This is a genomic window from Limnohabitans sp. INBF002, assembly GCF_027924905.1.
Lineage (GTDB): Bacteria > Pseudomonadota > Gammaproteobacteria > Burkholderiales > Burkholderiaceae_C > Limnohabitans.
Window position 1 is genome coordinate 1,345,880 of the sequence record NZ_AP027055.1, and the last position, 25,138, is coordinate 1,371,017.

Below are 25,138 nucleotides of genomic sequence, written 5' to 3' on the forward strand. Positions count from 1 at the left end.
AGAATGATTCAAAAAAAAGAAAAAGAATTAAGGCAAGACCTTGCTGAACGGGCCCCAATTGGGCTCACGCAAATCGCCACCTTGGCCAGACAAACGGGCTTTGATGCGGCCATCTAAGGTGGTGGTCATCAAAGCTTCGCGGCCATCTTGGTGGGTCGCATACACAATCAAGCGGCTGTTGGGCGCGAAACTGGGACGTTCGTCACGGTTGGTGTCGGTGATGGCGGCCACGTTGCCGCTGGCAATGTCCATCACATGCAGCTTGAAGGCGCCGCCGATGCGCGAGATGTAGGTGAGCCAACGGCCATCAGGGCTGATGGCAGGTGAAATGTTGTAGGTGCCGTTGAACGTCACGCGGTTGGCTGGGCCACCAGACGCGGGCATGCGGTAAATCTGGGGCGCACCGCCACGGTCGCTCACAAAATAGATGGCCGTGCCATCGGGCGAGAACACGGGCTCGGTGTCAATGCCAGCCGATTGCGTCAGACGGCGGGGTTCGCCGCCCTGGGCATCAATCACAAACAACTGCGAGCCGCCATCGCGGCTCAAGGTCACAGCCAAATTGCGGCCATCAGGCGACCAGCTGGGCGCGCTGTTGGAGCCACGGAAGTTGGCCACCACGCGGCGCTTGCCGGTCGAGACGTCGTGCACATACACCACGGGCTTGCGGGATTCAAACGACACATAGGCCAATTGACCACCCGAAGGTGACCAGCTGGGCGAAATGATGGGTTCGGGGCTGGCCAAGGCCGATTGGGCGTTTTCGCCGTCCGAGTCAGCCACCCAGAGGTTGAAACGCGTGCCTGATTTGGTCACGTAAGCGATGCGGGTGGAAAACACGCCCTTGTCGCCGGTGAGTTTTTCGTACACAAAGTCAGCAATACGGTGGGAGGCCAAGCGCAAATCGCCGGTCACCACGGTGTAGCTCATGGCGCCTAGGTCTTGGCCGCGCACGGTGTCCCACAAACGCACACGCACGTCAAAGCGACCATCGGCCATGCGGCTGATGCTGCCTGTCAACAGCGCGTCTGCGCCCTTTTGGCGCATGGCGCTGATGTCGGGGCGTTGGGTTTCGTCGGTCACCACGCCAGCGCTGACGCCGCGGAACTGGCCGCTGCGCTCAAGGTCGGCCTGCACGATGGCCGAAATCTTTTGGGGCGATGCTTCTTCACCACGCAAAGGGGCAAAGGCAATCGGCACTTGGGTCAAGCCCACGCCCGACACTTCCACACGGAACTGCGCCCACGTTGGCAAGGCCAACAAGCCGGCGGTCAAAAGCCCAAGTGCGAAGCGAAAAAGGTGACGTGTCATAGTGAGAGAGGTAGCCAAACGAATCCGCTGATTTTAGTGGCGAACGAGTGGCGATAATGGCCTGTAATGTGTTTCTTGCCACTCTAAGAATTTATGACCACCACCGCCCCATCGACCCCGTCTGACTCCTTGTACCAAAGGCTCAAACGCGTGGCCCCGTGGTTTGCAGGTCATCCTGGCGCGCTGGTGTTGGGCATTGTGGGCATTTTTGTAGGCGCCGCCACCGAGCCCGCCATTCCCGCCATGATGAAACCCCTGCTGGACAGCGGTTTTGACCGTGGCACCTTAGAGCTGTGGAAGATTCCCCTCGTTTTGCTGTTGTTGTTTGGTGTGCGCGGCTTTGCGGGTTTTATTGCGGCCTATTGCCTGGCCCGTGTGACCAACTATTCGATGGAAAAGTTGCGCCAACGCCTGTTTGAGAAGCTGTTGCGCGCTGATTCCCAGCTGTTTGCCACCCAGCACACCAGCGGCTTGACCAACACCATGGTCTATGAAGTGAACAACGGCGCTTCGCTGCTGGTGACCACCATGCTGGCATTTGCCAAAGATTTGGTCACCCTGCTCGCCTTGCTCGGCTACTTGTTGGTCCTCAATTGGAAACTCACCCTGATTGTGTTTGCCATCTTCCCGCCCATCGCTTGGGTGGTGAAAAACCTGTCGCGCCGCCTCGACAACGTGACCCGCGCCAGCCAAGACGCCACCGACGAGCTGGCCTATGTGGTGGAAGAAAACGTGCTGGCCTACCGCATGGTGCGCTTGCACAACGCACAAGGCAGCCAAACCCACAAGTTCGGCAGCTCCAACCAAAAACTGCGCCAGCTGGCTCTGAAAGCCGTTGTCGCCAACTCGGTGATGACCCCGCTCATCCAAATGTTTGCGGCCTTGGCGCTGTCCGCCGTCATCATGGTGGCGCTGTACCAAAGCACGGGCGATGGCGCAACCCAAGGCGTGACCGTGGGCAGCTTTGCTGCCTTCATCACCGGCATGTTGATGCTGATTTCGCCCATCAAACACCTGTCTGAAGTGGCGGGCACGCTCACACGTGGCGTCACCTCTCTGGAGCGCGGCTTGAACCTGCTCGAGCTCGCCCCGGACGAAACCCAAGGCACACACACCAGCGACCACGCCCAAGGCGAAATTTGCTTTGACCACGTCACGCTGCAATACCCGTCTGCCACCGCACCTGCCCTCAACAGCGTGAGCCTGACCATCCACCCCGGCCAAACTGTGGCCTTGGTCGGTCCATCCGGCTCTGGCAAAACCACCTTGGCCAACCTGTTGCCGCGCTTCCTTGACCCCACCACGGGCCAAGTGCGCTTAGACGGCGTACCGCTCAAAGACTGGTCGCTGGCCAGCTTGCGCCGCCAAGTGGCCTATGTGAGCCAAGACGTGGTCATGTTCAACGACACCGTGGCCCAAAACATCGCCTTGGGCGAAACCGTGGACACAGCCCGTGTGTGGAGCGCCCTAGAAGCCGCCAACCTCGGTGACTTTGTGCGCAGCCTGCCGAGCCAAGAAAACACGCTGGTCGGCCACAACGCCACCCAGCTCTCAGGCGGCCAACGCCAGCGCTTGGCCATTGCCCGCGCCATCTACAAAGACGCGCCCATCCTGATCTTGGACGAAGCCACGTCGGCCTTGGACACCACCTCTGAGCAAGCCGTCAAAGATGCGCTGAATGTGCTCATGCAAGGCCGCACGTCTCTGGTCATCGCCCACCGCCTGTCCACCATTGAGCATGCCGACCTGATCGTGGTCATGCAAGCCGGCAGCATTGTGGAGACCGGCACGCACAGCCAACTCATGGCCCAAGGCGGCGCGTATGCAGCGCTGTACCACGTGGCTGCGCAAAGCACCGACAACCATTTCTCTGACTCACAAAGCATCTGAGCACCCTATGAGCCAAGCATCCATCAGCGGTTTCACCTTCATTCGCAACGGCGTGGAGCTGGGCTTCCCGTTTGAAGCCTCCATTCGCTCGCTCCTGCCCTTGGTCGACGAGTTTGTGGTGGTGGTCGGCAAAAGCAACGACGACACCTTGGCGCGTATTCACGCCATCGGCTCACCCAAGATTCGTGTGATCGAAACCATCTGGAACGAACGCATGGCCGACCGCGGCTTTGTGTACGCCCAGCAAAAAATGATTGCGCAATTCGCCTGCACGGGCGACTGGGCGTTTTACCTGGAGGGCGACGAGGTGGTGCACGAGGCCGAACTGGCCAACATCCGCGCCAGCGTGGACCAGCACCACCACAACCCCGCGGTGGAAGCCCTGGTGTTTGACTACTTCCACTTCTACGGCACACCCGACTTCGTGGCCAACAGCCCAGCTTGGTACCGCCGCGAATGCCGCCTGATTCGCAACACCATCCGCTCGTATGCGCCAGATGGCCAGTACTGGCTCATCACGGCCGACCACAAAAAAGGCCGCAACCCGCAAGCCGCTTTGGCCAATGCGCATATCTACCACTACGGCTGGGTGCGCAGCAATGAGGCGATGCAAAAGAAGCTGGACCAAGTGAGCAAGTTTTGGTCACACGGCGCGCCCACCATTCGCTACAGCCAGTTTGACGCCCAGGTGTTGCAGCCGTTCACGGGCACGCACCCTGAGCTGGTGAAGCCTTGGTTGGAAAGCTCGGCCGAAAAGAGCTTCACGATTGACCCCGATTACAAGCTGACCAAGCGTGAGAAGCGTCACCGTTGGTTGATGAAGCTTGAGAAGGCGTTTGGACTGGACTTCAGCCGCAAGCACTTCAAGCTCGTGGCTTAAAGCAACACAATGTCGTACTGCTCCTGCGACATAGAGCCTTCCGCCTGCAAAGAAATCGGCTTGCCAATGAAGTCGCTCAAGCCAGCCAAGTGCTGGCTTTCTTCATCGAGCAACACATCAATCACATCGGGCGAGGCAATCACGCGAAACTCACGCGGGTTGAACTGACGGGCCTCGCGCAAAATCTCGCGCAAAATGTCATACGTCACGGTGCGCGCGGTTTTCACGCTGCCTTTGCCGTCACACACGGGGCATGGCTCGCACAGCATGTGGGCCAGCGATTCGCGGGTGCGCTTGCGGGTCATCTCCACCAAACCCAAGGCCGAATAGCCGCTCACCATGGTCTTCACGCGGTCGCGGGCCAGTTGTTTGCGGAACTCGGCCAACACCGCCTCGCGGTGGTCTTCGCGCGTCATGTCGATGAAGTCAGCAATCACAATGCCACCCAGGTTGCGCAAGCGCAGTTGGCGGGCAATCGCGCCAGCGGCTTCTAGGTTGGTCTTGAAAATGGTTTCGTCGAAGTTGCGCGCGCCCACAAAGCCGCCGGTGTTCACGTCCACCGTGGTCAAGGCCTCGGTTTGGTCCACGATGAGATAGCCGCCAGACTTCAGTTCTACACGACGGCCTAGGGCCTTGCCCACTTCTTCGTCGATGTTGAACAAATCGAAAATCGGGCGCTCGCCTTTGTAGAGCTGCAGCTTGTCCACCGCGCTGGGCATGAACTCTTGGCCGAAGGTTTTGAGTTTCTGAAACTGCTCGGAAGAATCAATGCGGATGGTTTGCGTCATCTCGCTCACCAAATCGCGCAGCACGCGTTGCAACAAGCTCAGGTCTTGGTGCAACAGCGATTTGGGCGGCAAGCGCGTAGAGGCTTCTTTGATGCGCGCCCAGGTTTTGCGCAAGTAGGCAATGTCTTCGCTCAGCTCAGCATCGCTGGCATCTTCGCCGTTGGTGCGCAAGATGAAGCCGCCGGTTTTGCCGTCGGCTGCAGCGGCTTCGGCCAAGCCTTGCAAGCGTTTGCGCAAGGCTTCGCGCTGCTCAAACGGGATTTTTTGCGACACGCCAATGTGTTGGTCTTGCGGCAAAAACACCAGCAAACGGCCCGCAATGCTGATTTGCGACGACAAGCGTGCGCCTTTGGTGCCAATCGGGTCTTTGATGACTTGCACCAACAGGGATTGGCCTTCAAACACTTGCTTTTCAATGGGTACCACAGGGGCGGGCTCGCCCTTGTCGTTGTCGGCGTGACGCGCAGCCACGCTGCTCATCAAGTCGGCCACATGCAAAAACGCGGCACGCTCTAGGCCAATGTCGATGAAGGCCGACTGCATGCCCGGCAGCACACGCGCCACTTTGCCCAAATACACATTGCCGACCAAGCCACGCTCTAGCGTGCGCTCGACGTGCAGCTCTTGCACCGCGCCGGTTTCCACAATGGCCACACGGGTTTCTTGGGGCGACCAGTTGATGAGGATGTCTTGTTGCATGTGCAAATCCGGCTTAAACCTTGAATCCAAACGCGCGCAACAGCTGCGCGGTTTCAAACATCGGCAGGCCCATGATGCCAGAGTAGCTGCCGCTGATGTGCTCGATGTAAGCCGCTGCCCTGCCCTGCACCGCATACGCACCGGCTTTGCCCATGGGCTCGCCGCTGGCGACGTAGCTTTGAATTTGTGTGCGCGTCAAAGGCGCGAAACGCACGTTGGACACACTGAGCGCTTGTTCGGTTTTGAGCGGTTTGCCTGATTTAGACAACGTACCCATGGCAACCGAAGTCAACACACGGTGGGTTTGGCCGCTCAAAGCGCCGAGGATTTGTGCGGCATGTTTGGCGTCATCGGGTTTGCCCAAAATGGTTTTTCCCAAAGCCACGGTGGTGTCGCTGCACAGCACGGGCGCAGCAGGCAAGCCACGGTGCTTCATGCGAGCCAAGGCGGCTTCTAGCTTGAGCAAGGTCACGCGCTGCACATAGGCGCGTGGGGCTTCATTGGGCAGCACTGCCTCTAGCGCTTCGGCGTCTTCACTCTCGTCAGCCAGCAGCAACTCATAGCGCACGCCCAGCTGCTCTAGCAGTTGGCGGCGGCGTGGGCTTTGTGAGGCGAGGTAAACGAATTTGGAGTCGGACATAAAGGGGTATTTCTGCGATTAGCTTCAGCGGGGTGTTTACGCAATGGCGCCGCTTGCTTCACTCGCGGTGATAAGGGTGATTGGCGTTGATAGACCACGCGCGGTAGAGCTGCTCCACCAACAACACACGCACCATGGCGTGCGGCAGGGTCAGGTCTGAAATACGGATGCGCTCGTGCGCTTGCTTTTTGAACTCGGGGCACAGGCCATCGGGCCCGCCAATGACCAAGGCCACATCGTCCGCTTCGAGCTGCCAATGCTTGAGCTTGGCGGCCAAAGCCACGGTGGTGAGGTTGGTGCCGCGTTCGTCCAAAGCCACGATGCGACAGCCGCGCGGAATGGCGGCCTCGATGCGCTCACGCTCGGCAGCGTAGATTGTGTCTAGGGTTTTAGAGCTGCGCGGCTCGGTTTTGACGGCCTTGAGCTCGACCTTCAGCTCAGACGGAAACCGCTTGGCGTAATCGTCCCAAGCGGTTTGTGCCCAGTCGGGCACACGTTGGCCGACTGCGACGACCCACAGCCTCATGCGTTGCGGGCAGTGGTCTTTTTAGCAGCTGGAGGACGCTTGCCCACTGGCTTACCAGCCGTGGTCGAAGCGCTGCGCGCTGCGGCTTTGGCGGTTGACTTGGCACCCTTGAGGCCCACCGTCTTCACAGGCAACTTGGCTGGCGCTGCTGACTTTTTGGCGGCTGTCGTTTTGGCCGGTGCGCTCTTAGCAGACGCTGTTTTAGCAGCCGTCGTTTTAGCGGGCGCTGCTTTGACTGGGCCGCGTGTGGAGGTGCTGCGTGTTGCAGGCTTGGCTGAGCCCGTGCGCTCATCGGCACCACCGCGTGTGGATGAACTACGAGCTGCACCGCGTGCGGCAGGCTTTTTGTCACCGGCCGCAGTTTTCTTAGCCGCGGGCTTTTTGCCAGCCGACTTCTTAGCAGGGGCTTCTTCAGGTTCAGCCGCTTTGACAGGTTTGGGCGCACCAAACTTCAGACGCACAGGCTTCTCGCCCCAAATTTCTTCGAGGTTGTAGTAGCTGCGGATGGTGGGCTGCATGACGTGCACGACCACAGGGCCGCAATCCACGATGATCCACTCGCCGTTGTCTTCGCCTTCGATGCGAGGCTTGCCAAAACCACCTTCGCGCACTTTGTCGCGCACGCTGGCGGCCAAGGCTTTGGTTTGACGGTTGGATGTACCCGACGCCACGATGACGCGCTCAAACAGCGAGGACAAGTGCTCGGTGTCAAACACCACGAGGTCTTGGGCTTTGACGTCCTCCAGCGCATCCACGACGGTGCGTTGCAGTTTTTGGACATCTTTTTTGGCGGAGGTTTCGGTCATCTGTTTTATCGGTAAAGGCTGTGTTTTTCAATGTAGTGCTGCACAGCGGCAGGCAACCACGCGTGCATCTTCGGGTCTGGATGTGTACCTTTGGCAACGTGCGCACGAATTTCGGTGGCACTCACATTCAGGCTTGGCATATCCAAGCGTTGTACGTCGGGGGATACCGCATTGTGCCACTGACTGGCCATGCCGCCCTGCCCGTCTAACGGCCGCTGAGCCACCACGACGGAGGCCAGACCCAAAATTTCTTGCCAACGGTGCCAGGTTTTGAAGGCATTCGCTTGGTCTGCGCCAATGAACAGGTACAAATCGGCTTCGGGTTGCTCGGCCTTGAGCTCTTGCAGGGTGTCAAAGGTGTAGGTGGCGCCTTCGCGGTCGATCTCACGCGGGTCCACCACGGCTTGTGGAACTTCGGCAAAGGCCAAACGTGTCATGGCCAGACGATGCGGCGACGCCGTGAGCGTGCGGGTTTTGTGCCACGCATCGCCCGTCGGGATGATGCGCAACTCGTTCAAATGAAACTGCGCAATCGCGTGCTTGGCCAGCGCAAGGTGCGCGATGTGCGGCGGGTCAAACGAGCCGCCAAAAATGCCTAGGCGCTTAGGGTGTTGCGTCACTTCAGCCAATCACGCGGCACCAAAAAGTCATGCAGCAAGGCATGCTCTGGCGTGCCCGCTTCGGGCTGGTGCTGGTACGACCAGCTCACCAACGGCGGCATGGACAACAAAATAGATTCGGTCCGCCCACCCGACTGCAAGCCAAAGTGCGTGCCACGGTCCCACACGAGGTTGAACTCGACATAGCGGCCACGGCGGTACAGCTGGTGGTTGCGCTCGCGCTCGCCATACGGCGTGTTCACGCGGCGGTCGACGATGGGCAAATACGATTCCAAAAAAGCATCGCCCACGCTCTTGAGCATCTCAAAACTACGCTCAAAGCCCAGCTCAGCGAAGTCGTCAAAGAAGATGCCGCCAATGCCGCGCTGCTCGTTGCGGTGTTTGTTGCAGAAGTACGCGTCGCACCAAGTTTTAAAGCGTGGGTACAAGTCGTCACCAAACGGTTGCAGCGCATCGTGGCACACCTGATGGAAATGCTTGGCGTCTTCGGCATAGCCGTAATAAGGCGTGAGGTCCATGCCGCCGCCAAACCAAGCCACGGTTTTGCCGTTGGCGGGGGTGGCTGCAATCATGCGCACGTTCATGTGCACGGTGGGCACATAGGGATTGCGGGGGTGAAACACCAAGGACACACCCATGGCTTCAAACGGCGCACCTGCCAACTCTGGGCGGTGCTGTGTGGCCGAAGGCGGCAGCTTGGGGCCACGCACATGCGAAAAGCCACAGCCTGCACGTTCAAACACGGGGCCGTTTTCTAAGATTTGTGTGATGCCATTGCCCTGCAACTGCTCGCCCGGGCCCTTTTCCCACTTGTCCACCAAGAATTTGGCTTGACCGTCTTTGGCTTCAATCGCGCTGGTGATGCGGCTTTGAAGGCCAATGAGGTAGTCGCGGGCGGCGGCTACAACGTGTTCGTGGGTTTGGGTCGTCATCGTGTGCTTAATTCAAAGAGGTTGCGTTTGGTGCTTGGGCCGCTGGCAAGGTGCGCGGCGGCAACGGACGAATGGGCGCAGCTTGGTTGACATGAAAGCCCTGGACGCCTTCATACACCTTGGCCATTTGGGCGTAGTCGGCTTGTACGTCGCCCGTCAAGCGCATGAAGTCGGTCACTTTGGCCAGTTTCTTGCCGTAATCAATGTGCAGCATGCACAAAGGCACATCTGCCCCCAAAGCCAGCTGATAAAAGCCACTGCGCCAGCCATCGGTGAGCTTGCGCGTGCCTTCGGGCGACAAACCAATCCAGAGTATTTCGTCGTTTTGCTTGTGTCGTTTCAGAGAATCCACCATTTCGCCCACCACGCCTTTGGGAGACGAGCGGTCAATCGGCACAGCACCAATGAAACGAATCCAGCGACCAAATAAGGGAATGCGAAACAAACTCTCTTTGGCAAAAAACTGCACGGGCAAGCCCACCGCCCACTTGACCGGCATCATGGTGATGAAGTCCCAGTTGCTGGTGTGGGGGTAGCCGATCAGCACGCCTTGTTTGGCGGGCAGTCCGTCAAACTCGATCTTCCAGCCCATCAGCTTGACCAACCATGCCGCCCAAGCTTGGGGTTTGCAGGGCACGGGCATGGGTTGAGAAAACTCAGCGCTCATTTCAGCAAGACTTATCGCGCGATCGCGCGATAGCCAATGTCAGTGCGGTACTGCACGCCATCAAAGTGAATGCCCTTGATGGTGTCGTACGCCTGCTGTTGCGCCAGCTTCAAGGTGCCGCCCAAAGCGGTCACGCACAACACGCGGCCACCGCTGGTCACCACTTGGCCGTCTTTCATTTGCGTGCCAGCATGGAACACCACCACATCGTCGGTGTCTTGGGGCAAGCCAGTGATGGTGTCGCCCTTGCGGGGGCTCATGGGGTAGCCGTGCGCGGCCAACACCACGCCGATGGCGGTGCGGCGGTCCCACTCCAGCTCGAAGTCGTCGAAACGGGTTTGGGCGTTGGTGGCTGTGGCAGCCAACAGCACATCGACCAAATCGGTTTTCAGGCGCGCCATGATGGGCTGGGTTTCGGGGTCGCCCATGCGGCAGTTGAATTCAAGCGTTTTGACTTGGCCTTGAGGGTCAATCATCAAACCGGCGTACAAGAAGCCGGTGAACGGAATGCCGTCTTTTTCCATGCCCTTGATGGTGGGCAAAATGATTTCCCGCATGGCGCGGGCATGTACCTCAGGCGTGACCACGGGGGCTGGCGAGTACGCGCCCATGCCGCCGGTGTTGGGGCCTTCGTCGGCATCGAGCAAGCGCTTGTGGTCTTGGCTGGTGGCCAAAGGCAACACGGTTTTGCCATCGCACATGACGATGAAGCTGGCCTCTTCGCCTTGCAAAAACTCTTCAATCACCACACGCGCGCCGCCTTCGTTGTGGCTCACACCCAGCTTGTTGTCGAGCAACATGAAATCAATCGCTTCGTGCGCCTCGGCGGCAGTCATCGCCACCACCACGCCCTTGCCTGCCGCCAAACCATCGGCCTTCACCACAATGGGGGCGCCTTTGGCGTTCACGTAATCGTGCGCGGCTTGAGCGTCGGTGAAGGTGTCGTATTCAGCGGTAGGAATGTTGTGGCGCTTCATGAACGCCTTGCTGAACGCTTTGGAGCTTTCCAATTGCGCCGCCGCTTGGGTGGGGCCAAAAATGCGCAAACCGTGGGCGCGGAACTCGTCCACCACACCCGCCGCCAATGGCGTCTCAGGCCCGACCACGGTCAGCTCAACACCACTGGCCTGTGCAAATTCACGCAGGGCCACCACATCGGTGATGTCGATGTTGTCCAAGCGCTTGTCGCGTGCGGTGCCGCCGTTGCCGGGGGCCACAAACACTTTTTGCACCTTGTTCGATTGGGCAATCTTCCACGCCAAAGCGTGCTCGCGGCCACCGCCGCCAATAACTAATACGTTCATAGTGCTGCGTTGTGATAGACCTCTTGCACATCGTCAAGGTCTTCCAGCGCGTCCAGGATTTTTTGCATCTTCACAGCGTCATCACCCTCGAGTTCGATGGTGTTGTCTGCACGGTAGGTCACCTCGGCCACTTCGGGCTTGAGGCCCGCAGCATCCAAAGCGTTTTTCACAGCTTCAAAGCTGGCAGGTGGCGTCAGCACTTCAATCGCGCCGTCGTCATCGGTGATCACATCGTCCGCGCCCGCTTCGAGCGCAATTTCCATGATTTGGTCTTCATTGCTGCCTGGCGCAAACACCAGCTGGCCGCAATGTTTGAACTGAAACGCCACCGAGCCTTCGGTGCCCATGTTGCCGCCGTTTTTGCTGAAGGCAAAGCGCACTTCAGCCACGGTACGCACGCGGTTGTCGGTCATGGTGTCCACGATGATGGCGGCGCCGCCCACACCGTAGCCTTCGTAGCGAATCTCTTCGTACACCACACCGTCGAGGTTGCCCGTGGCTTTGTCGACGTTGCGTTTGATGTTGTCGGCCGGCATGTTAGCGGCCTTGGCTTTTTCGATGGCCAAACGCAAACGGGGGTTCAGGCTCAGATCGCCGCCACCAAGCCGCGCCGACACAATGATTTCACGCGTAATGCGTGTCCAAATCTTGCCGCGCTTTTCGTCTTGACGCCCTTTGCGGTGTTGAATATTTGCCCATTTACTGTGGCCAGCCATCAGAAATCCTCTTGAATTGAATTAACCTTATCTGGTTATTTTACTTTTCAAGTGGATGGAGAACTTTCGATGGCTGAACCAATGCTGATTGCGCTGCATAAGACTACCGAATGCCACATGCTGCCGGCACTCGCCAACCGCCACGGCCTCGTCACAGGCGCCACCGGCACAGGCAAAACTGTCACGCTGCAAACGCTGGCTGAAGGCTTCTCCAAAATCGGCGTGCCTGTGTTCATGGCCGACGTCAAAGGCGATTTGGCGGGCATCAGCCAGCCCGGCACCATTCCTTCCAAATTAGCCGCCTCGCTGCAAGAGCGCGGTGTGCCCATGCCAGAGCCCATCGCCTGCCCCACTACCCTTTGGGATGTGTTTGGCAAATCGGGCCACCCCGTGCGCGCCACCATCACCGACATGGGGCCGCTGTTGCTGGGCCGCATGCTCAACCTGAACGACACGCAATCCGGCGTGCTGAACATGGTGTTCAAAATTGCGGACGACCAAGGCTTGCTGCTGCTCGACCTCAAAGACCTGCGCGCCATGCTGCAACACGTGGGCGAACACGCCCGCGACTTCACCACCGAGTACGGCAACGTCAGCGCCGCCAGCATTGGCGCCATTCAACGCGCCTTGCTAGAGATTGAAGCCCAAGGTGGCGATGCCTTTTTTGGCGAGCCCATGCTCAACATCCAAGACTTCATCCAAACCGATGCCAAAGGCATGGGCGTGATCAACCTCTTGGCGGCAGACAAACTGATGAATGCCCCGCGCCTCTACGGCACGTTTTTGCTGTGGATGCTCTCCGAGCTGTTTGAGCAATTGCCTGAGGTGGGTGATGTGGAAAAGCCCAAGATGGTGTTCTTCTTTGACGAAGCGCATTTGCTGTTCAACGAAGCGCCCAAGGTGCTGCTGGAACGCATTGAGCTGCTGGTGCGCCTGATTCGCTCCAAGGGCGTGGGCGTGTACTTTGTCACCCAAAACCCGCTGGACGTGCCCGAAACCGTGCTGGGCCAGCTGGGCAACCGCGTACAACACGCTTTGCGCGCCTTCACCCCACGCGACCAAAAAGCCGTCAAAGCCACCGCGCAAACGATGCGCGGCAAAGCGGGCCTCGACATTGAAAAAGCCATCACCGAGCTAGGCGTGGGCGAAGCCTTGGTCAGCCTGCTGGACGCCAAAGGCCGTCCGTCTGAAACTGAACAGGTGTATGTGCTTTTGCCCGGCAGCCAACTCGGCCCCATCACGCCCGAGCAACGCCAAGCCTTGCTGGCGAACTCGTTGGTGGCTGGGGTGTATGAGCAGACCTTGGACCGTGAATCGGCGTATGAGCGCCTGAAAGGTGCGACGCCAGCCAGCACCAACAGCGCGACGGGCAATGCGGCAGGTGCAAGCGCAGGTTCAGGTGCGTTTGGCCAAGCCGCCGCGCCCTCGATGACCGATCAAGTGCTGTCTGGCTTGGGCGAAGCCCTGTTTGGCTCCACTGGCCCACGCGGCGGTCAGCACCAAGGGTTGGCGCAAGTCATGGTCAAGTCCGCCGTGCGCAACATTGGCTCAGCTGTGGGCCGCGAGATTGTGCGTGGCGTGATGGGCAGCATCTTGGGTGGCCGCAAGCGCTGAAGCGCCGCAACCAACGGCATACATTCCGCCAATAAGCGCCCATAAAAAACGCCGCCTGTGTTGCCACAGGCGGCGTTTTTGTTGATTGCGGCTTTATTAGAGCGGCCTGAAAAGACCTTGCCGCAGCGTTAGCTCGCCGCTGGCTCCTCAGACGCCGTGTGCTCACCCTTCACGGCCTTTTCCTTCTTAGGCAAAGGCGTGATGTCGAGCAGCACTTCTTCTTTGTCATCGATGTCCACGCTCAAGCGACCACCTTCGGTGAGGCGACCAAACAGCAACTCGTCGGCCAAAGCCTTGCGAATCGTGTCTTGGATGAGGCGCTGCATCGGACGTGCGCCCATGAGCGGATCGAAGCCCTTCTTGGCCAAGTGCTTGCGCAGCGCGTCGCTGAAGGTGACGTCGACTTTCTTCTCGGCCAATTGACCTTCGAGTTGCAGCAAGAACTTGTCGACCACACGCATGATGACGTTTTCGTCCAAAGCCTTGAAGCCCACGATGGCGTCCAAGCGGTTGCGGAACTCTGGCGTGAACAAGCGCTTGATGTCGCCCATTTCGTCGCCCGCCGCGCGTGGGTTGGTAAAGCCAATGGTGGCCTTGTTCATGGTCTCAGCGCCAGCATTCGTCGTCATGATGAGGATGACGTTGCGGAAGTCTGCCTTACGACCGTTGTTGTCGGTCAGCGTGCCATGGTCCATCACCTGCAACAGCACGTTGAAGATGTCTGGGTGGGCTTTTTCGATTTCGTCCAGCAACAACACGCAGTGCGGTTTCTTGGTCACGGCCTCGGTCAGCAAACCGCCTTGGTCAAAGCCCACATAGCCAGGAGGCGCACCAATCAGGCGGCTCACAGCGTGACGCTCCATGTACTCAGACATGTCAAAACGCACCAAGTCGATGCCCATGATGTAGGCCAACTGCTTGGCCGCCTCGGTCTTGCCCACGCCCGTGGGGCCGCTGAACAAGAAAGCGCCAATCGGCTTGTCGGCTTTGCCCAGACCTGAACGCGCCATCTTCACGGCAGACGCCAGCACCTCAAGGGCTTTGTCTTGGCCGAACACCACGCTCTTCAAATCGCGTTCGATGGTTTGCAGCTTGCTGCGGTCGTCGTTGGACACGTTGGCGGGCGGGATGCGTGCGATCTTGGCCACGATGTCTTCAATCTCGGCCTTGCCAATGGTTTTCTTGCGCTTAGACGCCACCAAGATGCGTTGTGCGGCACCGGCTTCGTCAATCACGTCAATCGCCTTGTCGGGCAAGTGGCGGTCGTTGATGTACTTGGCGCTCAACTCGGCAGCGGCTTGCAATGCAGCCACGGCGTATTTGACGTTGTGGTGCTCTTCAAAGCGCGACTTCAGGCCTTTGAGGATGTCCACGGTCTCTTGCACCGTTGGCTCAACCACATCCACCTTTTGGAAACGACGGCTCAGGGCGGCATCTTTCTCGAAGATGCCACGGTATTCGGTGAAGGTCGTCGCGCCAATGCACTTGAGCTGGCCGCTCGACAAAGCAGGCTTGAGCAAGTTAGAGGCATCCAGCGTGCCGCCTGAAGCCGCACCCGCGCCTATGAGCGTGTGGATTTCGTCGATGAACAAAATGGCGTTGGGCTTGCTCTGCAAGTTCTTGATCACGCCCTTCAAGCGCTGCTCAAAGTCACCGCGGTATTTGGTGCCAGCCAGCAAAGCGCCCATGTCCAACGAGTACACGATGGCTTCGGACAAAATTTCGGGCACATCGCCTTGGGTGATACGCCATGCCAAACCTTCGGCAATCGCGGTTTTACCCACGCCAGCCTCGCCCACCAACAGTGGGTTGTTCTTGCGGCGGCGGCACAAGATTTGAATCGTTCGCTCCACCTCGTACTCGCGGCCAATCAGCGGGTCAATCTTGCCGTCTTTGGCGGCTTGGTTCAGGTTTTGGGTGAATTGCTCGAGTGGCGAAGCCTTCTCGTTCTTTTCAGACGTGGCACCGCCCTCTTCCTGCTCGGCTTGGGCTGGCTCACCACCTTTGACGGCTTCAGGTGGGTCGCTCTTTTTGATGCCGTGGGCGATGAAGTTCACCACGTCCAAGCGGGTCACACCTTGTTGGTGGAGGTAATAGACCGCGTGCGAATCTTTCTCACCAAAGATGGCCACCAGCACATTTGCACCGGTCACTTCTTTTTTGCCATTGCCTGTGGACTGCACATGCATGATGGCGCGCTGAATCACGCGCTGGAAACCCAACGTGGGCTGTGTGTCCACCTCTTCGGTGCCCGACACCTGTGGGGTGTTGTCGGCGATGAAGTTGGACAAGGACTTACGCAAGTCGTCAATGTTGGCGGAACAAGCGCGCAGCACTTCGGCCGCGCTGGGGTTGTCGAGCAGAGCCAAAAGCAAATGCTCAACGGTGATGAATTCGTGACGCTGCTGACGGGCCTCGACAAAGGCCATGTGCAAGCTGACTTCAAGTTCTTGGGCAATCATGTGGTTTCCTTCGGTGCTTGCAACTGAGATTCAAATGTATATGGAAACAAAAGCCGTTTATTCAATAGGCCTGTTTCGTAAGTGCAAACGATAAGTTATTCGATGGGTTCGGCCACACATTGCAGGGGGTGTCCGGCTTTGCGTGCGGCATCTAACACTTGGTCAACTTTGGTGGCCGCAATGTCTTTGCTGTACACGCCGCACACGCCTTTGCCGTCCAAGTGGATTTGCAACATGATTTGCGTGGCTTGTTCGCGGTCTTTGCTGAAGAACTCTTGCAACACCACCACCACAAACTCCATGGGCGTGAAATCGTCGTTGAGCATCAACACCTGAAACATTTGCGGCGGCTTGGTGCGCTGCGTCAAGCGCTCTAAAACGACCGATCCGCCGTCGTCGCGGTCAGGCTGTTGAATTTTGGGCGTTGTTTTTTTAGTTGGCATGGGTTTCTGACATTTGTTCAATCATCACATCGCCAAAGGCCGAGCAACTGACCTGCGTTGCAGCGTCCATCAGGCGTGCAAAGTCGTAGGTCACACGTTTGGTGGCAATCGCGGCCTCCATGGCTTTGATGATGGTGTCGGCGGCTTCGGTCCAGCCCATGTGGCGCAGCATCATCTCGGCGGACAAGATCATGGAGCCTGGGTTGACGTAGTTTTTGCCGGCGTATTTGGGCGCTGTGCCGTGGGTGGCTTCAAAACAAGCCACGGTGTCCGACATGTTGGCGCCTGGCGCAATGCCAATGCCGCCCACTTGCGCGGCCACGGCGTCAGAGATGTAGTCGCCATTGAGGTTAAGGGTGGCCACCACCGAGTATTCGGCCGGGCGCATGAGGATTTGCTGCAAAAAGGCATCGGCAATGACGTCTTTGATGATGATGCTCTTGCCTGTTTTGGGGTTCTTGACGCGACACCATGGGCCGCCATCAATGAGGGTCGCTCCAAACTCTTTTTGAGCCAAGGCCAAGGCCCAGTCACGAAAGCCCCCTTCGGTGAACTTCATGATGTTGCCCTTGTGCACGATGGTGACGCTGGGCTTGTCGTGGTCGATGGCGTATTGAATGGCTTTGCGAATGAAGCGCTCGGTGCCCTCAATGGACACAGGCTTGATGCCAATGGCCGAGGTGTCGGGGAAGCGAATGGTGGTGGCGCCCATTTCGGTTTTCAAAAACGCGATGAGCTTTTTGGCTTCGGCGCTTTCGGCGGCGTATTCGATACCGGCGTAAATGTCTTCCGAGTTTTCACGGAAGATGACCATGTTGGTTTTTTCAGGCTCTTTCAGGGGCGAAGGCACGCCTTTGAAGTACTGCACAGGGCGCAGGCACACAAACAAATCGAGCGCTTGACGCAAAGCCACATTGAGCGAACGGATGCCACCGCCCACAGGCGTGTTGAGTGGGCCTTTGATGGACACCTTGTACTCGCGCATGGCCTGCGCAGTTTCTTCGGGCAGCCACACATCAGGGCCATAGACCTGGGTGGCTTTCTCGCCTGCAAACAGCTCCATCCAATGGATTTGGCGCTTGCCGCCATACGACGTGGCCACAGCTGCGTCGACCACTTTGCGCATCACCGGCGTCACGTCTTGGCCCACGCCATCGCCCATGATGAAGGGGATGATGGGCTGGTCTGGCACATTCAGTGAGGTGTCGGCATTGACCGTGATTTTTTGACCGGCGGCAGGCACTTGGATGTGCTGGTAAGACATGAGCGGCGTTTCCTAGAGGGTGAAAATTTCACTTTCGATTCTAGCCAGCAGGCCTGCGATACAGTCGCAGGCATGAAGCGCGCACTGTTTACCCTCCTCTTTTCAGCTTTGGCTTTTGCGGCCTTTGGCCAAGACACGCCACAAACCAACCTGCCTCGCATCAAGCTGCAAGCGGGCATGTTTCAAATCGACACGCAAGTGGCACAAACGCCGGACCAACGCAGCATCGGCCTGATGTTTCGCAGCGAAATGCCGCAACATGAGGGCATGTTGTTTGTGTTTGAACAGCCCGCCACGCAGTGCTTTTGGATGAAAAACACCTTGTTGCCGCTGACCGCCGCCTTTGTGGCCGACGACGGCACCATCGTGAACTTGGCGGACATGAAGCCACAAACCACCGAGTCACACTGCTCTGCCAAGCCCGTGCGCTTTGTGCTGGAAATGCACCAAGGCTGGTTTGCCAAAAAGGGCCTCAAAGCCGGTAGCCGCTTGAGCGGTGTGGCGTTTAAGCCTTAAACCTTGTCAAAGTAGCAGCGTCAGTACGCCCACTTAAACGACCGACGCCCACAAAAAAAGCCGCCTTGTTAGGCGGCTTTTTCACGTCTCAACGGGCTTCACGCCCCCGAAAACACACTGAATTAAGCGAAGTTGCTTTCAGCGAAAGACCAGTTCACCAGTTGGTCGAGGAACGTCTCAACGAACTTAGGACGCATGTTGCGGTAGTCGATGTAGTAAGCGTGTTCCCACACGTCCACAGTCAACAAGGCTTTGTCGCCAGTCGTCAAGGGTGTGCCAGCGGCGCCCATGTTGACGATGTCCACAGAACCGTCGGCCTTTTTGACCAACCATGTCCAGCCAGAGCCAAAGTTGCCCACGGCGCTTTTGACGAAAGCTTCTTTGAAGGCGGCGTAGCTGCCGAATTTGGCGTTGATGGCTGTAGCCAATGCACCTGTGGGTTCGCCGCCGCCTTGTGGCTTCATGCAATTCCAGAAGAAGGTGTGGTTCCAAATTTGGGCAGAGTTGTTGTAAATGCCACCGCTGGACTTCTTGACGATTTCTTCCAGGGCCATGCCTTCGAACTCAGTGCCTTTTTGCAGGTTGTTCAAGTTCACAACGTAAGCGTTGTGGTGCTTGCCGTGGTGAAACTCCAAAGTTTCTTTGGAGTAATGAGGGGCCAATGCGTCGATGGCGTAAGGCAGTGCGGGGAGCGTATGTTCCATGAAGTCCTCTTGTGTAAAAACGTGAATTGTAAAAACTAAATGCGCGTGGGTGCAGCAACCCGTAATTCAACCACGCCATCGGCAAGGGTTGCTTGCAGGGCTTGGCCTTCTGTGGTCTGCGCCACAGAGGTGATGGCTTGGCCATCAATGTCGCTGAGCCAGGCAAAGCCGCGTTGCAAAACGAGCTTGGGGTCAAGCAACTCAAGGCGCAAAGCCGCACGGTGCAAGCGCTCGCGGGCAGTGGCTGGGGTTTGCTGCACACCACGGGCTAGGCCGCTGGCGAGTGTGGCCAGCTCGTTGTGGCAGCGCTGGGTGCGGGTTTGCACCGCTTGGGTCAGGCGTTGTTGCAGGCGCAAGAGCTGCATTTTTTCGGTACTAAGGCCTTCAGACGGGCGACCCAAGCGGGCTTGGGCGCGGTCTAGCCGCTGCTCTTGGGTATCGAGGTGGCGATGCACGATGGTTTGCAGCGCCCCGCCCCACAGCTGCAGGTTGGACAACAACTCCGCTTGCGGCACCGCGCACATTTCGGCGGCGGCGGTGGGCGTGGGCGCGCGCAGGTCGGCGCAAAAGTCGGCAATCGTGAAATCAGTTTCGTGGCCCACGCCGCTGACGATGGGCACGGGGCTGTTGACGATGGCGCGGGCGAGGTTTTCGTCATTAAAGGCCCACAGGTCTTCCATGGAACCACCGCCGCGCACCAGCAAAATGACGTCGATGTTGGGCTGCTGGCTGAGTTGCTGCAAGGCTTGCACCAAGGTGGGCGGTGCATCCGGACCTTGCACCAAGGATGGGGCCAGCACCACAGGAATATGCGGTACACGGCGCTGCAAAGCCGTGGCCACGTCGTGCAGCGCCGCAGCGCCCAAGGATGTGACCACGCCAATGCCACGCGGCATGGTTTTGAGGGGCCGCTTGCGCTCGGCATCAAACAGGCCTTCGGCTTCGAGCTTGGCTTTGAGCTGCAAGAACTGCTCAAACCACGCGCCCTGCCCAGCGCGGCGCATGTTTTCCACAATCAGTTGCAGTTCGCCACGCGGCTCATATACACCCAAACGACCACGGATTTCGACCAGTTCACCGTCCGCTGGGCGAAAGTCGAGCATTTGGGCGGCGCGCTTGAACATGGCGCAACGGAGCTGCCCGCCCGCATCCTTCAACGTGAAGTAGCAATGACCGCTGGCCGCGCGCGTGAAGCCGGAAATCTCACCGCGCACGGCGATGGGGTTGAAACGCGCCTCAAGCGCATCAGCCACGGCGCGGCATAGCGCGCCGACTGCCCAAATACGTGGCGTCAAACCTAGCGATTCCGTGGTCGACATAGAGGACTCATCCACAAAAAATATTTCCAAATCGTTTTAAGTAGTAAACCGAGAAAATCACCAAGCCACGTAGCAAGTCTTTGATTCAAAAGAGATTTTCACCGCTCATTTTTCGACCATTCTGTCAGAACAACCCATTCATGCGGCTTCAGACAGGGTTCAACAAACCTTATCCCCAAAGTTATCCACAGTTCGTGTGGATGGACGGCTGGGCCATAATTGTTGCCAATTGATTCACGGGGGTATTTGCTTTGTTGTCCATCATACAAGCGGCGGGTTGGCCAATTTGGCCTTTGTTGGCGTGCTCCATCGTTGCCTTGGCGCTGATCATTGAACGCATGATGAGCTTGCGCCCCCACTTGGTGGCCCCTGAAGGTTTGCTGACTCAAGCCCTTCAAGCCTCACACGACAACTTGCCTTCCGAAGATGCCATGACGCAGCTGCACGACCACTCGGTGCTGGGCCGTATCTTGGCTTCGGGCTTGTATGCCATGAAGAACGAACCACTCATCAGCGCGGAAGACCTGCGCTCGAGCATGGAATCGGCGGGCCGCCAAGCGGCCCACACGTTGGAAAAGCACCTGGTGGCCTTGGCCACCATCGCCTCAGCCGCGCCGCTGCTGGGTTTGTTGGGCACCGTCATCGGCATGATCGACATCTTTGGCTCACAAGCCCCAGGCACCAGCAACCCGGTGCAGTTGGCTCAAGGCATTTCGATGGCGCTGTACAACACCGCGTTTGGCTTGATCGTGGCCATTCCCGCCTTGATGTTCTGGCGCTACCTGCGGGCCCGTGTGGATGCCTACGTGTTGGGCTTTGAGCTGGATGCCGAGCGCTTTGTACGCCACCTGCTGCTCATGCGCGCACGCTTGAAATAACAGGCGCTGCAACACCATGGCCATGAAGTTTCATCGCGAAAAGAGCCCGGAGCCCGAGATCAACCTGATCCCGTTCATCGACATTTTGTTGGTGGTGGTGATCTTTTTGATGCTCTCCACAACCTACAGCAAGTTCACCGAGCTGCAGCTGAACTTACCCGTGGCCGATGCCGCGGCGTTGCCAGAACGCCCGCATGAGGTGGTTGTATCGATCAGCAGCGAAGGCCAGTTCAGCGTGAACCGCAATTTGGTCAACACCCGCGACGTGCAGGGCCTGAGCCAAGCCTTGGCCCAAGCCACACAAAACATAGACAGCCCCATGATCATCATCAGCGCAGACGCGCAAGCCAGCCACCAATCGGTGATGCTGGTGATGGAAGCGGCTCGCCGCAATGGCCTGAACCAACTCACCTTCGCAGCCCAGTCCTCTGGCGGCAAAGCCGACTGACGCCCATGAGCCGCATGCGCCAAGCATTGACGCAGGCTTGGCATGGCCAAGGCGGTTGGGGCCAAGCACTCGCATTTGCTTTGTTGCCCGTGAGTTGGCTGTTTGCGGGCCTTGTGGCCATGCGCCGCGCGCTGTACCAGCACGGTTTTTACAAAACACAGACCTTGCCTGTGCCCGTCATCGTGGTGGGCAATGTGATGGTGGGTGGCGTGGGCAAAACCCCCATCACCATGGCTTTGGTGAAGCATTTGACCGAACAAGGTTGGCGTGTGGGTGTGTTGTCACGCGGCTATGGTCGCCGCACGACGGGCATCCAAGCGGTGACGCCGACAAGCCTTGCCCCCGACGTGGGCGACGAGCCTTTGCTGATTGCCCGCAGCTGCCAGGTGCCGGTGTTTGTGGGCGCTAGCCGTGTGTACGCAGGACATGCGCTGCTGGCACAGCACCCCGATGTGCAAGTGCTGGTGTGTGACGACGGTTTGCAGCACTGGCAACTGGCACGCGACCTTGAGCTGTGCGTGTTTGACGAACGCGGCGTGGGCAACGGCCACTTGCTGCCCGCAGGCCCGCTACGTGAAGCCTGGCCGCGCAAGGCGATGCCTCACGGCACATCGGGCAACGCGGCGCCTTGCTGGGTGCTGAAAACCTCTGGCGACGTTGGCCCACATGAGTTTGCTGTGCAACGCCGCTTGGCCGATGTCGCCGTGCAAGCCGATGGCACACAGCGCCCACTCAGCAGCTGGGGCCACACACCTGTGCAAGCCTTGGCAGGCATTGCCAAACCCGAGGTGTTTTTTGCCATGCTGCGCGACAAAGGCCTGATGCTGACCCGCTCGCAAGCCCTGCCCGACCATGCCGACTTGCAGCAACTGCACATCGACGCCTCACAAGGCGATGTGCTGTGTACCGAAAAAGATGCGGTCAAACTCTGGGCGCATCACCCACACGCTTGGGCCGTGCCCTTGCAAACCACCTTACCTGCTGCGCTGCTGAGCGCCATTGCCCAGCACCTCGCAGCCTCACCGCACGCAAAGTTATCATCACCCCATGGACACCAAACTGCTTGAACTCCTGGTCTGCCCTGTGACCAAAGGCCCCCTTGAATACAACCGCGACACGCAAGAGCTCATCTCTCGCAGCGCGCGTTTGGCTTACCCCGTTCGCGACGGCATTCCTGTGCTGCTAGAAAACGAAGCACGCCCACTGACCGACGCTGAACTGAAAGCCTAAATGTCGTTTTGCGTTCTCATTCCAGCGCGCATGGCCTCGTCGCGCTTGCCCGACAAGCCTTTGGCCGATATTGCCGGTGTCCCCATGGTGGTACGCGTGGCGCAACGCGCCAAGCGCTCAGGTGCCTCACGCGTGGTGGTGGCAGCCGATGACGCCCGCATCGTGGCCGCTTGCCAAGCCCACGGCATTGACGCCGTGCTCACCCGCACCGACCACCCTTCTGGCAGCGACCGCTTGGCCGAAGCCTGCGATTTATTGAAGCTGCAAGACAGCGATGTGGTGGTGAACGTTCAGGGCGACGAACCCCTGATTGATCCCGCCTCCATTGACGCGGCCGCCCAGCTGCTGCAAACACGCAGTGACTGCAGCATGAGCACACTGGCCCACGCCATCGACAACGTGGAAGACTTTGCCAACCCTAACGTGGTGAAAGTGGTGCTCGATGCTCGCAACACCGCGCTGTATTTCAGCCGCGCCCCGATTGCCTGGTGGCGCGATGGATTTGCCCAAGGTATAACGGCCCTGCCCACCCCCGCGCCGCTGCGCCATGTGGGTCTGTACGGCTACCGCGTCGGCTTTTTGCGCGAGTTCCCAAAGCTGGCCCAAGCCCCGATTGAAGTGACCGAATCACTCGAACAGCTGCGCGCCATGTGGCACGGCCACCGCATCGCCGTACACGTCACCGACCATTCGCCGGGCCCCGGCGTGGATACGCCTGAGGACCTGGCGCGTGTCAGAGCCTTGCTAAGCGCCGCCGCGTAAGGCTTTCGAAGGGAAGCACGTGATATCCTCGCCTAAGTAATAAAACGTATAGATAAAAAAATAGGACCAAGCATGAGACTGATTTTGTTGGGCGCCCCCGGTGCCGGTAAAGGCACACAGGCCACCTTCATTTGCCAAAAATACGGCATTCCCCAAATCTCCACCGGCGACATGTTGCGCGCGGCTGTCAAAGCCGGCACGCCCCTGGGCATCGAAGCCAAAAAAGTGATGGATTCTGGCGGCTTGGTCAGCGATGACCTGATCATCAACTTGGTCAAAGAACGCATCGCCCAAGCCGATTGCGCCAACGGTTTCTTGTTTGACGGTTTCCCACGCACCATTCCTCAAGCCGATGCCATGAAGGCAGCGGGCGTGAAGCTGGACTTCGTGTTGGAAATCGACGTGCCCTTTGACGCCATCATCGAGCGCATGAGCGGCCGCCGTTCACACCCTGCTTCTGGCCGCACGTACCACGTCACATTCAACCCACCCAAAATGGCTGGCAAAGACGACGAAACGGGCGAACCCTTGGTGCAACGCGAAGACGACAAAGAAGAAACCGTCAAGAAGCGTTTGGACGTGTACAGCGCCCAAACCCGCCCCTTGGTGGACTACTACTCTGGCTGGGCCAAGGCCGACGCCGCTGCAGCCCCCAAGTATCGCGCCATCAGCGGCACAGGCACTGTGGAAGAAATCAAAGAACGCGCGTTCCAAGCCCTCTCGGCCTAAACCGCATCAAGCGCTGCGCTTGCAAACAAAAGCCGCTCTATTGAGCGGCTTTTTTATTGGCGACTTGCTTTGACTACGTTTGCTGCGCCACAAGGTGCATCAACAAAGCCACACGGGCCTGCACAGCGGTCAAACCGCCCGCATGCGGCAACACATCTGACTCACGCTGCTGCACACCGCCTTGTGCGCAGCGCGACGCACGCAACACCTGTGCGCCGTGCTTTTGCGCGTTCAGCAAAGCAGCCTCTAAGTCGTGGTGCAAGGTCCCATTGCCCGTGCCAGCCACCACCCAGCCCTGCGGCGCATCGTGCGCCATCAGGGTGCGCACCAGGCGGCCATCGGCGCCTGCATGGTTGAACACCAGCTCCACGCGTGGCCAATGCGTGCAAGCCAACACCTGCGCCACGCTAGGCACACGTAACGCGGCGGGGTGCGTCACGCCTGCTTGCGAGGTGAAGGGATTGCGCTGATGGCTATGGCTTTTTTGCACAGCGTTACCTGCATGAATTTGGCCTCCGCACACCACTGACACACCTGATGCATCGGGCTGTTGCACCCAAGCCAAAGCGTCCTTGAGATTGCCAGGGCCATCGCTGTCAGGCGCATTGGCGGGGAGCATGGCGCAGGTGATAGCCACGGGCTTGGTGGGCTGCAATACGGTTTGCAAAAAGTAGGCGGTTTCTTCCAGTGTGTCCGTGCCGTGGGTGATGACCACGCCTTGCACATCGTCTTGTTCTAACCAGTGCGACACGCGAGCCAACAAGCTTTGCCACACCGCAAACGACATGTCTTTGCTGTCAATTTGGGCCACTTGTTCGGTCAACAGCTCAACGCCTTCATGGGCCACGCCTTGCAGCAAATCGTCCACGCCCACTTGGCCAGCTGTGTAGTTTTGAGGCTGGGTGGCATCAGCAGCCAGCCCCGCCATCGTGCCGCCTGTGGCTAAAACAACGATTTTTTTAGTTTTTTTTGCATTCATGTCTTGCCAAA

General features: G+C 58.6%; 26 protein-coding genes. 10 read left to right on the top strand and 16 right to left on the bottom strand.

The window, feature by feature from the left end:
- Positions 1–27 precede the first annotated feature (27 nt).
- A complete protein-coding gene (gene tolB / locus QMG15_RS06605) occupies positions 28–1,311 on the bottom strand; it encodes a Tol-Pal system beta propeller repeat protein TolB (protein WP_281787931.1) in 1,284 nt (427 codons plus the stop codon).
- A gap of 93 nt (positions 1,312–1,404) precedes the next feature.
- Between tolB and msbA the strand changes: the two genes are divergently transcribed.
- On the top strand, positions 1,405–3,201 hold the full coding sequence (gene msbA, locus QMG15_RS06610; RefSeq protein ID WP_281787932.1) for a lipid A export permease/ATP-binding protein MsbA: 1,797 nt from the start codon (positions 1,405–1,407) through the stop codon (positions 3,199–3,201).
- Between the two features lie 7 nt (positions 3,202–3,208).
- Positions 3,209–4,081: a glycosyltransferase gene (locus QMG15_RS06615; protein WP_108401363.1), complete on the top strand. Its 873-nt coding sequence runs from the start codon at positions 3,209–3,211 to the stop codon at positions 4,079–4,081.
- Here QMG15_RS06615 and rng read toward each other — a convergent pair.
- From rng to QMG15_RS06660, 9 genes are read right to left on the bottom strand one after another with little or no spacing between them, the layout of a single operon-like run.
- Complete coding sequence (gene rng, locus QMG15_RS06620) at positions 4,078–5,568, bottom strand: ribonuclease G (RefSeq protein ID WP_281787933.1); 1,491 nt, start codon at positions 5,566–5,568, stop codon at positions 4,078–4,080. The two genes, QMG15_RS06615 and rng, sit on opposite strands and share 4 nt — an antisense overlap.
- A 13-nt stretch (positions 5,569–5,581) precedes the next feature.
- A complete protein-coding gene (locus QMG15_RS06625) occupies positions 5,582–6,208 on the bottom strand; it encodes a Maf family protein (protein WP_281787934.1) in 627 nt (208 codons plus the stop codon).
- 58 nt (positions 6,209–6,266) lie between these two features.
- Complete coding sequence (gene rlmH / locus QMG15_RS06630) at positions 6,267–6,734, bottom strand: 23S rRNA (pseudouridine(1915)-N(3))-methyltransferase RlmH (RefSeq protein ID WP_108401366.1); 468 nt, start codon at positions 6,732–6,734, stop codon at positions 6,267–6,269.
- A complete protein-coding gene (gene rsfS, locus QMG15_RS06635; protein ID WP_281787935.1) occupies positions 6,731–7,540 on the bottom strand; it encodes a ribosome silencing factor in 810 nt (269 codons plus the stop codon). Before rsfS ends, rlmH begins: the two co-directional genes overlap by 4 nt.
- 5 nt (positions 7,541–7,545) lie before the next feature.
- Complete coding sequence (gene nadD, locus QMG15_RS06640; protein WP_281787936.1) at positions 7,546–8,160, bottom strand: nicotinate-nucleotide adenylyltransferase; 615 nt, start codon at positions 8,158–8,160, stop codon at positions 7,546–7,548.
- On the bottom strand, positions 8,157–9,092 hold the full coding sequence (gene hemF / locus QMG15_RS06645; protein WP_281787937.1) for an oxygen-dependent coproporphyrinogen oxidase: 936 nt from the start codon (positions 9,090–9,092) through the stop codon (positions 8,157–8,159). Before hemF ends, nadD begins: the two co-directional genes overlap by 4 nt.
- A 7-nt stretch (positions 9,093–9,099) precedes the next feature.
- Positions 9,100–9,759 carry a 1-acyl-sn-glycerol-3-phosphate acyltransferase gene (locus tag QMG15_RS06650; protein ID WP_281787938.1) on the bottom strand — a complete coding sequence of 220 codons (660 nt, stop codon included), beginning with the start codon at positions 9,757–9,759 and terminating at the stop codon, positions 9,100–9,102.
- 11 nt (positions 9,760–9,770) lie between these two features.
- Positions 9,771–11,063: a phosphoribosylamine--glycine ligase gene (gene purD / locus QMG15_RS06655; RefSeq protein ID WP_281787939.1), complete on the bottom strand. Its 1,293-nt coding sequence runs from the start codon at positions 11,061–11,063 to the stop codon at positions 9,771–9,773.
- Entirely contained in the window at positions 11,060–11,779 is a 720-nt protein-coding gene (locus QMG15_RS06660; protein WP_281787940.1) for a YebC/PmpR family DNA-binding transcriptional regulator, read from the bottom strand. The genes purD and QMG15_RS06660 overlap by 4 nt, the downstream gene beginning before the upstream one ends.
- A gap of 69 nt (positions 11,780–11,848) precedes the next feature.
- Here QMG15_RS06660 and QMG15_RS06665 point away from each other — a divergent pair, with 69 nt between their 5' ends.
- Entirely contained in the window at positions 11,849–13,393 is a 1,545-nt protein-coding gene (locus tag QMG15_RS06665) for a helicase HerA-like domain-containing protein (RefSeq protein ID WP_281787942.1), read from the top strand.
- 128 nt (positions 13,394–13,521) lie between these two features.
- On the opposite strand, the gene clpA is transcribed toward QMG15_RS06665, so the two are convergent.
- From clpA to icd, 3 genes are all read right to left on the bottom strand, one after another.
- Entirely contained in the window at positions 13,522–15,855 is a 2,334-nt protein-coding gene (gene clpA, locus QMG15_RS06670) for an ATP-dependent Clp protease ATP-binding subunit ClpA (protein WP_281787943.1), read from the bottom strand.
- A 95-nt stretch (positions 15,856–15,950) separates the two neighbouring features.
- Positions 15,951–16,298, bottom strand: a complete 348-nt coding sequence (clpS, locus tag QMG15_RS06675; RefSeq protein WP_281787944.1) for an ATP-dependent Clp protease adapter ClpS — start codon at positions 16,296–16,298, stop codon at positions 15,951–15,953.
- Positions 16,288–17,562: an NADP-dependent isocitrate dehydrogenase gene (gene icd / locus QMG15_RS06680; RefSeq protein WP_281787945.1), complete on the bottom strand. Its 1,275-nt coding sequence runs from the start codon at positions 17,560–17,562 to the stop codon at positions 16,288–16,290. The genes clpS and icd overlap by 11 nt, the downstream gene beginning before the upstream one ends.
- A 72-nt stretch (positions 17,563–17,634) precedes the next feature.
- Here icd and QMG15_RS06685 point away from each other — a divergent pair, with 72 nt between their 5' ends.
- Positions 17,635–18,078 carry a DUF192 domain-containing protein gene (locus QMG15_RS06685; RefSeq protein ID WP_281787946.1) on the top strand — a complete coding sequence of 148 codons (444 nt, stop codon included), beginning with the start codon at positions 17,635–17,637 and terminating at the stop codon, positions 18,076–18,078.
- 122 nt (positions 18,079–18,200) lie between these two features.
- On the opposite strand, the gene QMG15_RS06690 is transcribed toward QMG15_RS06685, so the two are convergent.
- Both QMG15_RS06690 and xseA read right to left on the bottom strand, forming a co-directional pair.
- A complete protein-coding gene (locus QMG15_RS06690; protein ID WP_108358689.1) occupies positions 18,201–18,782 on the bottom strand; it encodes a Fe-Mn family superoxide dismutase in 582 nt (193 codons plus the stop codon).
- A 35-nt stretch (positions 18,783–18,817) separates the two neighbouring features.
- Positions 18,818–20,101 carry an exodeoxyribonuclease VII large subunit gene (gene xseA, locus QMG15_RS06695; protein ID WP_281787947.1) on the bottom strand — a complete coding sequence of 428 codons (1,284 nt, stop codon included), beginning with the start codon at positions 20,099–20,101 and terminating at the stop codon, positions 18,818–18,820.
- Positions 20,102–20,352: 251 nt separating this feature from the next.
- Between xseA and QMG15_RS06700 the strand changes: the two genes are divergently transcribed.
- The 6 genes from QMG15_RS06700 to adk all read left to right on the top strand — a co-directional run bounded on the left by QMG15_RS06700 (position 20,353) and on the right by adk (position 24,148).
- Positions 20,353–20,979 carry a MotA/TolQ/ExbB proton channel family protein gene (locus QMG15_RS06700; RefSeq protein ID WP_281787949.1) on the top strand — a complete coding sequence of 209 codons (627 nt, stop codon included), beginning with the start codon at positions 20,353–20,355 and terminating at the stop codon, positions 20,977–20,979.
- Positions 20,980–21,001: 22 nt separating this feature from the next.
- Positions 21,002–21,427, top strand: a complete 426-nt coding sequence (locus QMG15_RS06705; RefSeq protein WP_281790095.1) for a biopolymer transporter ExbD — start codon at positions 21,002–21,004, stop codon at positions 21,425–21,427.
- Positions 21,428–21,432: 5 nt separating this feature from the next.
- Positions 21,433–22,494, top strand: a complete 1,062-nt coding sequence (gene lpxK, locus QMG15_RS06710) for a tetraacyldisaccharide 4'-kinase (protein WP_281787950.1) — start codon at positions 21,433–21,435, stop codon at positions 22,492–22,494.
- Positions 22,475–22,657 carry a Trm112 family protein gene (locus QMG15_RS06715; protein ID WP_108358692.1) on the top strand — a complete coding sequence of 61 codons (183 nt, stop codon included), beginning with the start codon at positions 22,475–22,477 and terminating at the stop codon, positions 22,655–22,657. The genes lpxK and QMG15_RS06715 overlap by 20 nt, the downstream gene beginning before the upstream one ends.
- Positions 22,658–23,419 carry a 3-deoxy-manno-octulosonate cytidylyltransferase gene (kdsB, locus tag QMG15_RS06720; RefSeq protein ID WP_281787951.1) on the top strand — a complete coding sequence of 254 codons (762 nt, stop codon included), beginning with the start codon at positions 22,658–22,660 and terminating at the stop codon, positions 23,417–23,419.
- A 72-nt stretch (positions 23,420–23,491) separates the two neighbouring features.
- Positions 23,492–24,148, top strand: a complete 657-nt coding sequence (gene adk / locus QMG15_RS06725) for an adenylate kinase (protein WP_281787952.1) — start codon at positions 23,492–23,494, stop codon at positions 24,146–24,148.
- Between the two features lie 73 nt (positions 24,149–24,221).
- Here the strand turns inward: adk and QMG15_RS06730 are convergent, their stop codons facing one another.
- Positions 24,222–25,127, bottom strand: coding sequence for an asparaginase (locus QMG15_RS06730; RefSeq protein WP_281787953.1), 906 nt, complete (start codon positions 25,125–25,127; stop codon positions 24,222–24,224).
- Positions 25,128–25,138 lie beyond the last annotated feature (11 nt).

Bases quoted from the DNA above. Each gene is read 5' to 3' on its own strand.
- tolB (WP_281787931.1), bottom strand. From the start codon at position 1,311: ATGACACGTCACCTTTTTCGCTTCGCACTTGGGCTTTTGACCGCCGGC.
- msbA (WP_281787932.1), top strand. From the start codon at position 1,405: ATGACCACCACCGCCCCATCGACCCCGTCTGACTCCTTGTACCAAAGG.
- QMG15_RS06615 (WP_108401363.1), top strand. From the start codon at position 3,209: ATGAGCCAAGCATCCATCAGCGGTTTCACCTTCATTCGCAACGGCGTG.
- rng (WP_281787933.1), bottom strand. From the start codon at position 5,568: ATGCAACAAGACATCCTCATCAACTGGTCGCCCCAAGAAACCCGTGTG.
- QMG15_RS06625 (WP_281787934.1), bottom strand. From the start codon at position 6,208: ATGTCCGACTCCAAATTCGTTTACCTCGCCTCACAAAGCCCACGCCGC.
- rlmH (WP_108401366.1), bottom strand. From the start codon at position 6,734: ATGAGGCTGTGGGTCGTCGCAGTCGGCCAACGTGTGCCCGACTGGGCA.
- rsfS (WP_281787935.1), bottom strand. From the start codon at position 7,540: ATGACCGAAACCTCCGCCAAAAAAGATGTCCAAAAACTGCAACGCACC.
- hemF (WP_281787937.1), bottom strand. From the start codon at position 9,092: ATGACGACCCAAACCCACGAACACGTTGTAGCCGCCGCCCGCGACTAC.
- QMG15_RS06650 (WP_281787938.1), bottom strand. From the start codon at position 9,759: ATGAGCGCTGAGTTTTCTCAACCCATGCCCGTGCCCTGCAAACCCCAA.
- purD (WP_281787939.1), bottom strand. From the start codon at position 11,063: ATGAACGTATTAGTTATTGGCGGCGGTGGCCGCGAGCACGCTTTGGCG.
- QMG15_RS06660 (WP_281787940.1), bottom strand. From the start codon at position 11,779: ATGGCTGGCCACAGTAAATGGGCAAATATTCAACACCGCAAAGGGCGT.
- QMG15_RS06665 (WP_281787942.1), top strand. From the start codon at position 11,849: ATGGCTGAACCAATGCTGATTGCGCTGCATAAGACTACCGAATGCCAC.
- clpA (WP_281787943.1), bottom strand. From the start codon at position 15,855: ATGATTGCCCAAGAACTTGAAGTCAGCTTGCACATGGCCTTTGTCGAG.
- clpS (WP_281787944.1), bottom strand. From the start codon at position 16,298: ATGCCAACTAAAAAAACAACGCCCAAAATTCAACAGCCTGACCGCGAC.
- icd (WP_281787945.1), bottom strand. From the start codon at position 17,562: ATGTCTTACCAGCACATCCAAGTGCCTGCCGCCGGTCAAAAAATCACG.
- QMG15_RS06685 (WP_281787946.1), top strand. From the start codon at position 17,635: ATGAAGCGCGCACTGTTTACCCTCCTCTTTTCAGCTTTGGCTTTTGCG.
- QMG15_RS06690 (WP_108358689.1), bottom strand. From the start codon at position 18,782: ATGGAACATACGCTCCCCGCACTGCCTTACGCCATCGACGCATTGGCC.
- xseA (WP_281787947.1), bottom strand. From the start codon at position 20,101: ATGTCGACCACGGAATCGCTAGGTTTGACGCCACGTATTTGGGCAGTC.
- QMG15_RS06705 (WP_281790095.1), top strand. From the start codon at position 21,002: ATGAAGTTTCATCGCGAAAAGAGCCCGGAGCCCGAGATCAACCTGATC.
- lpxK (WP_281787950.1), top strand. From the start codon at position 21,433: ATGAGCCGCATGCGCCAAGCATTGACGCAGGCTTGGCATGGCCAAGGC.
- QMG15_RS06715 (WP_108358692.1), top strand. From the start codon at position 22,475: ATGGACACCAAACTGCTTGAACTCCTGGTCTGCCCTGTGACCAAAGGC.
- kdsB (WP_281787951.1), top strand. From the start codon at position 22,658: ATGTCGTTTTGCGTTCTCATTCCAGCGCGCATGGCCTCGTCGCGCTTG.
- adk (WP_281787952.1), top strand. From the start codon at position 23,492: ATGAGACTGATTTTGTTGGGCGCCCCCGGTGCCGGTAAAGGCACACAG.
- QMG15_RS06730 (WP_281787953.1), bottom strand. From the start codon at position 25,127: ATGAATGCAAAAAAAACTAAAAAAATCGTTGTTTTAGCCACAGGCGGC.